This window comes from Bianquea renquensis (assembly GCF_014384895.1).
GTDB classification, from domain to species: Bacteria; Bacillota; Clostridia; order Lachnospirales; family Bianqueaceae; genus Bianquea; species Bianquea renquensis.
Genome location: NZ_JACRSQ010000019.1, coordinates 44,492 through 55,882, shown reverse-complemented (window position 1 = coordinate 55,882; position 11,391 = coordinate 44,492). Strand labels below are relative to the sequence as shown.

The following is an 11,391-nucleotide window of genomic DNA, read 5'->3' as shown; positions in this document are numbered from 1 at the left end:
GAATGCGGAGTAAGACTAAAGGAGGCTAAGTCATGGATGCCAACAATAAACAGACATATCTTCGTTTCTTCCACGGATTTCCAAGCAATGTAGCGGTGGATCTTTATTTGGGAGACAGAAAGATTGCAAGCGGGTTAACCTTTGGGGGATTCACGCCGTACACAGCAGTAGATCCGGGACGGTACATGCTTGTGATGTATCCGGCCGGGGAGAGAAATGCTCCCCTGATTAAAAACGATGTCGTCGTTCCCAGCGGGGAAATTTATACGGTGATCATCGGGGACCGGCAGGGCCTGCCTGCGCTAGCGCCAGTGGAGGACCCGCGTTTCCATCTGCCGGAGGACAGAGTTGCGCTGCGATTTGGCAATATGGCGCCAGGGATGGAGCCGGTCAATGCGCTGTTGAGGCTGGGGGAGGGGGAATTCGAAGACCTCTTTCCGGATGTGGAATACGGGCAAGTGACAGAATATGCGATTATCGAGCCAGGCCGGTATACCATGGACGTACAGCTGACCAACGGCGAGAAACGGGTACTCTGGGTTCCCAATATTAATTTAAGGCAAGGTCGGTATTACAGTATTTATATGATCGGACAGGGGAAAGAAGGGGAAACCGAATTTCCGCTCATCGCGGTCATTCCGCTGGATGGAAATTCATACTTATAAGAATCCCAAAAATATATGGAAAAAGGGTTGTAAAATGATGTAAAGTTCTATAGAATATATAGTGAAATCATCTACGGCGAAGGAAAGGTTTAGAGAGGTGGGACGAATGCGGCAAACGCTGTGGAAGGATTCGTTCCGCCTTTACCTTTAAGGGGGACGACAATGAAAGTGTTAGAACTATTTGATGTACTGGAGGAGAGTGTTTTCTTGTATCAGGACGGCGAGGTCGTTTATCGCAATCCCAAAGCGGTTAAGCGGTTTGGAGACACCCTCCGGGAAGAAAGTTTTAAGAGCCTAATGTTGGAATGGATTGAGCGTTGTCAACAGGAGGAAATGACAGGAAACAAAAAAATTATTCAGTTTAAACAATCTGTTAATCGGGATAGATATACTTTGTCAGATATTTCCGTTATGAAATATGAAGCAGGCTATTTGATGATTGTGCATGATGTGAATAAACAGAGTGATTTTTACGCACAGCTTATCCATGAGATGCGCAGTCCTCTCAATATCATCCAAGGCGCGGCCGATCTTTTGCAGTTACAGATGACCAAAAACGGTGAGGTCAAGCAAAAGGTGGGCGAGGGATATGTCCATCATATAAAAGATAGCTGTCAAAAGCTCAAGCATTTAATCGACAATATTTTGGACGCGACAAAGTCAAAATTGGATTTTCTGGATTTGCATATGCAAACGAAACCAATCCTTCCAATGGTCAAGGACTTGGTCTCAAAGGCGGCATTTGAAGCCGGGAATAAGACGGTGAAGCTGGAGTACGATCCGAAAATAGAAGACTTAGAAATAACATTCGATCCAGAAAAGATAGAACGGATCGTCACAAATCTCATCAGCAACGCGATTAAGTATACGGACTCCAGCGGGGTCATCCTCGTCAAAGTATTGCGGAGGGATGAGAACTTCATCCTTGAGGTCCACGACAACGGGATCGGAATCCGGGCAGAAGATAGAGGAACTATTTTTGAGCCGTATGAACGGGCGGCCAATGCCATTGGACAAGCAAAGGGAACGGGCATCGGCCTGTATCTGGTAAAATGTTTTGCCTTATCCCACAACGGCGACGTCCAGGTGGAAAGCGAGGAAGGAGTCGGCAGCTGTTTCCGCGTGACTCTGCCAATTGAACAAAAATTGTCGTGATCGGGAGGCTCACCGGCAAAAATATGTAGCCAGGAAGTCAAAAGTGTGGTAGAATGCTAAAGAAAAGCAATGACAGAAAGGAATGTACGCATGAAATATAGTATTTTATCGGATATCCACGGCTCCTACCGCTGTCTATGTGAAGGTCTGGAGCGGTTTGAAGCGGACAATGGGGACATGCTTTTGCTGTTGGGAGATCTTTTATACCACGGACCGCGAAATCCGATTCCCGATGGCTATGATCCGCAAAGGACAGCACAGGCGCTCAATCAATACGCGAAGCGGATTATAGCGGTCCATGGGAACTGTGACGCGGAGGTTGACCAGATGCTTTTGGACTTTCCCATCGGCGCGCCCTATGTCGTTCTTCCCGCAGAGGGACAGAAGATTGTGGCAACCCATGGCCATCTGGCGATGGAGTCGTTTTGTCTTTCGCCGGGGGACCTGCTGCTACACGGGCACACACACATCTATAAGGCACAAAAAGAAGGGGATGTGTATGTCGCCAATCCAGGTTCGATCACGCTGCCTAAGGATGGGCTTCCGGCAAGCTATGGCGTGCTGGATGGACGGGAATTGTGGATTCGGGATATGTCTGGCCGAGAGCTGATGCACTTGGAATTTTGAAGAAACGATGGAGAAAGTGGGGAAGTACATGAGAATCGAGGACGATGTCGAGCAGATCCTGATTGGTGAAGGCGAGTTGGCGGAGCGAATCCGGCAGCTAGGCCAACAGATAACGGAGGACTATGAGGAGAAGGATTTGATCGTCGTTGGTATATTGAAGGGCGCCTCGCTCTTCATGAGCGATTTGATACGAAAGATCGAAGGCAAGATCAGCATTGACTTTATGGTTGTCTCCAGCTACGGCAATGCTTCGGAGACAAGCGGTGTCGTCCGCATTATAAAAGATTTGGATATGGATATAACGGACAAGCACATTTTATTGGTCGAGGATATCATCGATACGGGTCTGACCCTTGCGTATCTGAAGGAGTATCTCTGCAACCGGAAAGCGGCGTCCGTCCGCATCTGCACCCTGCTGGACAAGCCATGCCGCAGGAGCAAGCCGGTGGAGGTAGAGTACATTGGGTTTGAGGTGCCCGATGAGTTCATCATCGGGTACGGGATTGACTATGCGGAGAAATATCGCAACCTGCCCTATATCGCTTCACTAAAAAGGAGCGTGTATGAAAAATAGCGTCTTGACGAAAAATGGCATTTATGCTATTATGATTTAGAGTGAAATCGGTTTAGTGCCCGCTGGAGTCGCGAGATTCCCGACGGAAAGTAAAGGAGGTAAGAGGGGATGCAAGTCGCCAGTATTATCGTTTCGATTGTGCTGTTTGTTATCTGCATTGTGTTGACGTGTATCGTGCTGATGCAGGAGGGCAAGAGCGCTGGACTGTCAGGAGCCATCAGCGGCGCGGCGGAGACCTATTTCGGAAAGAACAAGGCGCGCACGCTGGAAGGAAAATTTGAGCGCTGGACGAAGATTTTGGCTATCGTCTATATCGTGTTTGCCTTTGTCCTGTATCTGATGATCGCATCGATCAAATGAGAGGCGAACACGGCAGTGAATCCGTCATATAGAGGTTAACAAGCGGCTTAGAGGGATTTCCTTATAAGCCGTTTTTTACCTTGCAAAAAGTTTGCCGAAGGCAAACTTTTTGCATCGCGGCTTATAAAATCGGAGATACTGGAGAGTAGAGGAGCAAGCGAGAAAGGCCGCAGATGCGGCGGCGTGGAGGAAACCATGGAAGGAAAAGAACGTATGGAAGAGCGGCGGCAGAAAGTGTTGGACTTTATCAACCACCCTATGTATAAGCCGATGACAAAGAAGCAGTTGGCACAGATTCTCACTGTGCCCAAGGAGGATTTTGCAGTGCTGGATGGCCTGCTCAGCGAATTGCGCGGAGAAGGCGCTATCGATATAGAGAAGAAACGGATCGTACCGGGCAAGGTCCGATATGTCCCGGGAACATTTTGTGGGACGGCGCGAGGGTTTGGCTTTGTGACTCCGGAGGATGGGACGGACGATATTTTTATCCCCGCAGAGGGCGTGGGAAAGGCGCTGCACGGAGATCAGGTGCTCTGTCAGGTCCTACAGCGCGCAGAGGGGGATAGGAAAGCGTCCGGTCAGATCGTGTCGGTCACAAAACATGGCACGGACATCCTAGTTGGAACCCTGATCAACAAGAAGAAAGCAGCATATGTCCGGTCGGACGAGGCGCGATTCGACCGCACGGTCAAAATTGGGTTGAAGCAGGCGAAGGAGTACAAGGACGGGCATAAAGTGGTAGTTAAGATCATATCCTGGCCGGAGGACAAGGAGGGGCTGCGGGGAAAGATCGTGGAGGATCTCGGACACCGAAACCAGCCCACGGCTCAAATCCAGTCCGTCATCTACCGGCTCGGAGTGCCTGGAGAATTTCCCGATGCGGTTTTCCGCTCTCTGGAGGCAATCGAGGATCGGGTGAGCGAGGAGATGCTGGAGGGACGGGAAGATCTGCGGCGCTGGAGGATGGTCACCATCGACGGGGAAGACGCAAAAGACCTGGACGATGCGGTATCCATCCGACGCTGTGAACACGGATATGAGCTGGGTGTCCACATTGCAGACGTCTCCCACTATGTGCCGGAAAATAGCCCCCTCGATCGGGAGGCATATAGCAGGGGGACCAGTGTGTACTTGACCGACCGGGTCATTCCAATGTTGCCACCGAAGCTGTCCAACGGAATTTGTTCCCTCAATGCGGGAAAAGACCGCCTTGCGCTGAGCTGCATCATGGAGCTCAACGAGGAAGGTCAGATTGTGTCCCATCGAATTGTTGAGTCGGCGATCTGTGTGGCGCGCCGCATGAGCTATACCCAAGTGAGCCAGATCCTATCGGCCCTGAAACTTTTGGAGTCTGAGCGGTCTCCAGAGCAGAAGGCGCTGCTGGCAGAGCATCAGGAATTTCTTGGTGACTTTGCGGCAATGGAGGAGCTGGCCCGCAAGCGGATCCAGATACGCGATGACCGTGGCGCCATTGATTTTGACTTTCCGGAGTGTAAGATTACCACGGATGATGAGGGAAATCCAGTGGAAATCCAACCTTACGAGCGCAATATTGCCACGAGGATCATTGAGGAGTTTATGCTGCTGGCCAATGAGACCGTGGCGCAGGAGTATTATTGGCGCGACGTCCCCTTTGTATATCGCACCCATGAGAAGCCGGATCCTGAAAAGATTCGCACCTTGAATACCTTTGTCTATAATATGGGCCATCGCATCAAGGGGAGCAAGGGCGGGGACGTTCACCCCAAGGCCCTGCAAGCACTCCTGGAGGAATTGGAGGGAAAACCAGAAGAAGGGATCCTGGCCAGGCTGACACTCCGGTCGATGAAGCAAGCCAAATACACCGTCAACATGGAGACCGGCCATTTCGGTTTGGCCGCCCGATACTATTGCCACTTCACATCGCCCATCCGGCGCTATCCGGATCTGATGATCCACCGGATCATCAAGCACACCCTGCACCACGGGTATGAGGATGCCTGGCTTGAAAAGACGGGCAAGACATTGGCGAAGACGGCAGAACAGTGCTCCGCCACGGAGCGAAGAGCGCAGGAAGCGGAGCGAGATGTCGACCGGTATATGAAAGCGCTGTATATGAAGAACCGCTACAAGAAAGATCACGGAAAGACCCGGTTCGACGGCGTGATCTCCGGCGTCATAGCCAAAGGGATCTTTGTTGAGTTGGAGAATACGGTGGAGGGATTCATTCCCGTCGAGGATTTGACTCTGGACTATTTTATCTTCGACCGGGACCGCTACCGCCTGGAGGGCGAACACACCCACCGTGTCTACGCCCTGGGGCAGAAGATCCAGGTATACTACAATGGGTCCGATATGGACACCTATACGGTTTATTTTTTGGAGGCGGGGGAGATAGAGAATGGGCAAGGAATCGATCAAACTGATTGCACAGAATAAAAAAGCACGACATGAGTACTTCCTGGAGGAGCTATTTGAGGCGGGAATCTCATTGTCCGGCACAGAGGTCAAGTCGCTGCGCATGGGGAAATGTAGCCTCAAGGAGAGCTTTGTCCGCATTCAGAACAACGAAGCGTTTATTTGGAATATGCACATTAGCCCTTATGAAAAGGGAAATATCTTTAACCGGGATCCGCTCAGGACCCGAAAGCTTTTGCTGCACCGGCAGGAGATCAAGCGGCTGATCGGCGCAGTTAAGACCGATGGCTACACCATCATCCCCGTTCAAGTGTATTTTAAAGGGAACTATGCCAAGATGCAGATCGCCCTGGCAAAGGGGAAAAAACTGTATGATAAGCGGCAGGACCTGGCCAAGAAGGATCAGCGGCGGGAAGCGGAAAAGGACTTTAAGGTTAAAAATTTGTATTAGACGGGTGGAATCGAGGAGTTCCGCCTAGTGCTTTGGGATGGAGGTAGCCATGAGAGAAAACGTGATTGTCGGACAATCCGGAGGCCCCACAGCTGCGATCAACGCCAGTTTGGTTGGAGTTTTTAAAACCGCTCGGGAGCGGGGCGCCGGGCAGATTTATGGAATGGTCCATGGGATTCAGGGGTTCCTGGAGGGGCACTATCTTGACCTCCGAGAGCATATCCAAACTGATTTGGACATCGAGCTTCTGAAGAGAACCCCCTCTGCATATCTGGGATCTTGCCGGTATAAGTTGCCGGAGAGGCAGGAGGGAAAAGAAATTTATGAGGAGATCTTCCGCCGGCTGGACCAGTTGGAGATCAGGGCCTTCTTTTACATCGGCGGCAATGATTCCATGGACACGATACAGAAGCTGACGGATTACGGGGACTCCATCGGGAGCCCAATTCGGTTTGTCGGCATTCCCAAAACCATCGACAATGATTTGATGGTGACAGATCACACACCGGGATACGGGAGCGCTGCCAAATACATTGGATCCATGTTAAAGGAAATCATCCGCGACGGGCTCGTCTATGATCTCAAGAGCGTGACCATCGTGGAGATCATGGGCCGAAACGCCGGGTGGCTGACGGGTGCAGCGGCATTGGCGGCGTGCGAGGACTGTGAGGGGCCGGATATGATCTTTATGCCCGAGATTCCCTTCGATATCCAGCAGTTTATCAGCCGCGTGGACGAGGTCCAAAAACATAAGAAATCCGTTGTCATAGCCGTGTCGGAGGGGATCCGGGTGCCGGATGGGCGGTATGTGTGCGATTTGACCGATCATCTGGAGTTTAAGGACGACTTTGGCCATAAAATCCTATACGGGACCGCGCGGTATCTATCAGACCGTATATACCGCGAGCTCGGATGTAAGACGCGGGCCATCGAGTTTAACACACTACAGCGCTGCGCCGCACACATCGCGTCCAGGGTGGATATTACCGAAGCCTTTCAGGCGGGGGGCGCTGCCGTCAAAGCTGCCTTTGAGGGGGACACTGGCAAAATGGTCATTCTCAGGAGGATCTCCAACGAGCCATACCAGTGTACGACGGCATTGGCGGATGTCCATGCCATCGCCAACGCGGAGAAGAAGGTTCCCCGTGAGTGGATCAACAAGGAGGGAACTTTCGTTACACCAGAATTTTTGAGCTATGTGCGCCCTCTGATTCAGGCGGAGCTGACACCTATTATGGTGGATGGCCTGCCGCGGCATTTATACTGCGAAGGGCGCTCGAAACTGTCCAACCGGATTTCTTGATCTCAACCGATACGGGCCACCGCATACAGATTTTTTTGTATGCGGTGGCCTTATATCATGCCATTTTTAATGAAAAAATTGCGATTTTATATGCTGAAATCGGTCAAGAATGTGACATTCAGCAAAAAAAACAGGCAGAGAATCGTGACGTTGCTTAAATTTGGCATGTTTACAGCCAATTCAATCTGTGTTGTAATAGAAACAGATCAAACACAGGGGGAATCCAGATGACGAGAAGTATTTCCGCTGCGGCAAAAGCTCCGCTTGGAAAACGAATTCTAAAAAATTGGCAGCTCTATCTATTCGTGTTGCCGGCCGTTGCCTATTTTATCATATTTAAGTATGTACCCTTATATGGAATTCAGATTGCCTTTCGGAATTATAAAGCGGCGGATGGCTTTTTTGGCAGTGAGTGGGTTGGGCTTGCGCATTTTATTCGATTTTTTCGCTCGTATTATTTTGGAACGGTCATTCGAAATACGCTGACAATCACGGGGCTGAGTCTACTCCTTGGGTTTCCCGTGCCCATTCTATTTGCTCTGCTGCTCAATGAAATACTACATACTAAGTACCAAAAGTTGATACAGACCATCAGTTTAGCGCCGCATTTTATTTCCACCGTGGTCATGTGTGGCATGCTGATCATTTTTTTAAACCCGACCACTGGATTATTCAACCATATCCGGTCCGCACTGGGACTGACATCCTTCAATTATCTACAGAGCGCATCGGGTTTCAAATGGATCTATATACTGTCGGGAATTTGGCAAGAGACGGGGTGGAGCTCCATCATCTATTTTGCCGCGCTAGCCGGGGTGGATAGCGCTCTGCTGGAAGCCGCCCGCATCGATGGGGCGAATAAATGGCAGAGAATCTGGCATATTAACTTGCCAGTGCTAGTTCCTACCATTGTCATTTTGCTGATCATGCAATGTGGGTCCCTTCTATCCGTTGGCTTCGAGAAAGTCTACCTTTTGCAAAATGATACGAACCTCAGCGCGTCGGAAGTGATCTCCACCTACGTCTATAAGGTGGGATTGATCAAGTCGGACTTTAGCTTTTCCACAGCGGTGGAGATGTTCAATTCCGTTATCAACTGTATACTGTTGTTGCTTGTAAACTTTATAGCGGGACGACTCGGCGAGACGAGTCTATGGTAGGAGGCGACGAGATGAGGAGAAACCGTTTTGACAGGTCCAAAGATGATATTGTTTTCGATAGCATCAATTATTGTCTGATGACTGCAGTCCTTGTGATTGTATTATACCCCCTCGTATATATACTGGGAGCTTCCTTCAGCGATCCCTATAAGGTGGCATCAGGCGAGATGTGGCTCTATCCCGTCGAGTTTACCCTGGAAGGGTACCAATATCTGCTAAAATACAGCGAGATCTGGGTAAGCTATGGCAATACGATTGTGTATACCATCGCGGGGACCATTCTAAATCTGGTGGTTACACTGCCATGCGCCTACGCCCTGTCGCGAAAGGATTTTGTGGGACGGGGGTGGCTTATGCTGCTCATTATGATTCCCATGTATTTCACTGGCGGGTTGGTCCCAACCTATATCACGGTAAAGCGGCTGGGTCTGCTGGATACAAGGTTGATGCTCATTGTGGGGGGCGCGACGGCCACCTACAACTTGATCGTCTCCCGCACTTTTTTTTCCTCGACAATCCCTATGGAATTGCAGGAGGCGGGCGTCATCGATGGCTGTTCCAATTGGAAACTCTTTATCCGCATCGTCATGCCTCTGTCTATGCCTATCGTAGCGGTAATGGCCATGTTTTTCGGGGTTGGACATTGGAACGAGTACTTTGGGGCCATGATCTATCTCAAAAGCCGGAGTCTGTATCCGCTACAGCTGATATTGCGGGAAATTTTGATCCAGAGCGAGGTAGCGGCGGAGATGGCCATGGTGGACTCAGATCTCATTGAAAGCGCGGCGCGGCAGGCGCGGATCTCCGACATGATAAAATATACGGCGATTGTCATCTCCATAGCCCCCATGCTCTTGGTCTATGGGTTTTTGCAGAGATATTTTGTGAAGGGCATCATGATAGGCGCGATTAAAGGCTAGTCCTTTAATATAGCAAAAAAGAGAGGAGAAAATGGCAATGAAAAAAAAGGTAGCATGGGGTTTAGCCTGCTGTCTGCTGCTGGGGCTCATAGGATGTCAGAAGGAGCAGGGCAGTTCAGAGCAGAGTCAAATTGGATCGGTAGGGAGTGCGTCGGAGGAATCCTCCAATTTCAATCCCACGGGATATCCCGTTGTCAACGAGGCTATCACGCTAACGATCTGCGGCTCTCTCGGTAGCTCTCCAACCTACGTTGGGATGAACCTCTTTGAACACTTAACGAAGGTAACGGGGGTCGAGTTCACATTTGAAGAATACTCTGATGATGTGTTTCGGGAGAAAAAAGCGCTGTTTTTTGGATCGGATGATCTGCCAGACATCTTTATCGGCGGGGAATTCACCGACGCGGAGCTGATGGAATACGGCTCCGGCGGACAGCTTTTAGCCCTGAATGATCTGATTACCCAGTATGGACCCAACATTCAGGATGCATTCTCACAGATACCAGATGCCAAAGCTATGAGTACCTCGGCAGACGGGAATATCTATGCGCTGCCGCTGATCAACCAGGTTCCCCGGGATCTGCATTTGCGTTACTGGATCAGCACCACATGGCTTGAAAACGTGGGTAAAGAGGTACCGACGACACTGGACGAGTACGCGGAAGTGTTGAGGGCATTTCAAAAGGAGGATGCCAACGGCAATGGGGATCCCAACGATGAAATCCCGCTGACAGGCACTGGAGGAGTGGCGGTGGACGGATTGATTCTGAATGCCCTGGGCTTGAATGCCAACAGCGCCGACTATCAGCTGACAGCCGACGAGAATGGCACCGTCTTTTGTCTCAACGCGTCGGATGCGTACAGGGAATATCTGCGGTACCTTCGGATGCTCTACGAAGAAAAACTGTTGGACAATGATTTTTTTGTGCAGACGAGTGAACAGATGACAGCGAAGGGGGAGGCAGGAATCCTGGGAAGCTTTCATTCCGCTGCCTCCTACATGACCTGCGGCAGCGAGATCGGGTATGAGTATACACAGTTCGATGCCCTTACCTCATCCCTTAGCAACAAGAAGCTAGTCACCGCCGGCACAGGAATCACGCCAGGTGTCACAGCCATCACAACGGCTTGTCAATACCCAGAGGTTGCCCTGCGTCTTCTAGACTACTGTTATACAGAGGAAGGCTCCATCGTGTGCCGAAACGGAGAAGAAGGAGTGGGCTGGGAGTGGGTCGATGATGAAAAGACGCTGTGGGAGAATTTTGTTCCAGAGGGGTATGACAATTCCCAAGCGTGGAGAGTCGTTGTAACGGCAGCAGGAAAGCTTTGCACGTGGCTCCGTGTGGACTATCAGAACAAGCAGAATTCGTCTAATGCCTTGTGGCTCAACGAGATGACTATGGAATACAGCGAGCCATACTTTGTCTCCCAATTTCCCAGTCTGAGCCTCTCAGAGGAGGACTTGAATACGGTGACGCCCATCATAACCGATGTGACCACATTTGTCAAGGAAGCCAGAGCCAGATTTATCACGGGGGAGGACGACCTGGATGGGAAGTGGGACTCCTATATCCGAGATCTGAAGAGCATGGGGATTGACACCGTCGTGGAAATCTATCAGCCCTATTACGATGAATACCGCTCCAATTTACAGTGAACCCCCTGGCATGTGGATGGGTGATGTCGTTCACAATAGAAAAAGACCGGCGTCGTCGCGATTTTCGCGGTGACGCTTGTCGCTGTCTAAGATGATGGAAATCTGTATGGGAGGCGTTCCAG

At 50.5% G+C, this 11,391-nt stretch carries 11 protein-coding genes; all 11 read left to right on the top strand.

What is annotated here, in order from left to right:
- Nucleotides 1–32 precede the first annotated feature (32 nt).
- The 11 genes from H8730_RS12370 to H8730_RS12320 all read left to right on the top strand — a co-directional run bounded on the left by H8730_RS12370 (nt 33) and on the right by H8730_RS12320 (nt 11,269).
- Entirely contained in the window at nt 33–665 is a 633-nt protein-coding gene (locus H8730_RS12370; RefSeq protein WP_177713770.1) for a DUF4397 domain-containing protein, read from the top strand.
- A gap of 162 nt (nt 666–827) precedes the next feature.
- A complete protein-coding gene (locus tag H8730_RS12365; protein ID WP_177713769.1) occupies nt 828–1,820 on the top strand; it encodes a sensor histidine kinase in 993 nt (330 codons plus the stop codon).
- A 90-nt stretch (nt 1,821–1,910) separates the two neighbouring features.
- Entirely contained in the window at nt 1,911–2,447 is a 537-nt protein-coding gene (gene yfcE, locus H8730_RS12360; RefSeq protein ID WP_177713768.1) for a phosphodiesterase, read from the top strand.
- A gap of 28 nt (nt 2,448–2,475) precedes the next feature.
- Nucleotides 2,476–3,021, top strand: a complete 546-nt coding sequence (gene hpt / locus H8730_RS12355; protein WP_177713767.1) for a hypoxanthine phosphoribosyltransferase — start codon at nt 2,476–2,478, stop codon at nt 3,019–3,021.
- Nucleotides 3,022–3,129: 108 nt separating this feature from the next.
- Nucleotides 3,130–3,381, top strand: a complete 252-nt coding sequence (gene secG, locus H8730_RS12350; protein WP_177713766.1) for a preprotein translocase subunit SecG — start codon at nt 3,130–3,132, stop codon at nt 3,379–3,381.
- A gap of 195 nt (nt 3,382–3,576) precedes the next feature.
- Complete coding sequence (gene rnr / locus H8730_RS12345; protein ID WP_177713765.1) at nt 3,577–5,799, top strand: ribonuclease R; 2,223 nt, start codon at nt 3,577–3,579, stop codon at nt 5,797–5,799.
- Nucleotides 5,762–6,229 carry an SsrA-binding protein SmpB gene (smpB, locus tag H8730_RS12340; protein ID WP_177713764.1) on the top strand — a complete coding sequence of 156 codons (468 nt, stop codon included), beginning with the start codon at nt 5,762–5,764 and terminating at the stop codon, nt 6,227–6,229. Before rnr ends, smpB begins: the two co-directional genes overlap by 38 nt.
- Nucleotides 6,230–6,278: 49 nt before the next feature.
- Nucleotides 6,279–7,532 carry a 6-phosphofructokinase gene (locus H8730_RS12335; protein ID WP_249289877.1) on the top strand — a complete coding sequence of 418 codons (1,254 nt, stop codon included), beginning with the start codon at nt 6,279–6,281 and terminating at the stop codon, nt 7,530–7,532.
- A gap of 227 nt (nt 7,533–7,759) precedes the next feature.
- Nucleotides 7,760–8,692, top strand: coding sequence for an ABC transporter permease (locus H8730_RS12330; RefSeq protein ID WP_177713762.1), 933 nt, complete (start codon nt 7,760–7,762; stop codon nt 8,690–8,692).
- Between the two features lie 11 nt (nt 8,693–8,703).
- The gene (locus tag H8730_RS12325; RefSeq protein ID WP_177713761.1) at nt 8,704–9,612 is read left to right on the top strand and encodes a carbohydrate ABC transporter permease; all 909 of its coding nucleotides are present in this window, start codon (nt 8,704–8,706) and stop codon (nt 9,610–9,612) included.
- Nucleotides 9,613–9,649: 37 nt separating this feature from the next.
- A complete protein-coding gene (locus H8730_RS12320) occupies nt 9,650–11,269 on the top strand; it encodes an extracellular solute-binding protein (protein ID WP_177713760.1) in 1,620 nt (539 codons plus the stop codon).
- Nucleotides 11,270–11,391 lie beyond the last annotated feature (122 nt).